The organism is Nocardia sp. TBRC8007 (assembly GCF_056629435.1).
Genome location: NZ_JBWSOR010000193.1, coordinates 1 through 341 on the forward strand (window position 1 = coordinate 1; position 341 = coordinate 341).

The 341-nt window shown below is 62.8% G+C and carries 1 protein-coding gene; it reads left to right on the forward strand.

Annotated features, from left to right (window positions below):
* Positions 1-341, forward strand: a 341-nt coding sequence (locus tag ACX4ZE_RS23255; RefSeq protein ID WP_480275602.1) for a condensation domain-containing protein, incomplete at both ends; no start/stop codon positions are given.

Consider the following 341-nt stretch of genomic DNA (forward strand, 5'->3'; position numbering starts at 1 on the left):
GGAGGCCCTGACCGAGCTGGTCGGGTTCTTCGTCAACACGTGGGTGTTGCGGGCGCATGTCACGCCGGCGGTTTCGTTCACCGAGCTGCTCGGGCTGGTGCGGGAGAAGGCGTTGGCGGCCTACACCCATCAGGATGCGCCGTTCGAGCTGCTGGCCGAGTTGCTCAACCCGGTGCGCTCCACGGCACATCATCCGCTGTTCCAGGTGGCCTTGGCATTTCAGAACAACACACCACCGGTGATCGACCTCCCCGGAATCGGTGTCGCACCTTTCTTCGCCTCATCCGGGACATCCCGCTTCGACCTGTGGTTCAACATCGACGATTCGTCTGCACGAAACG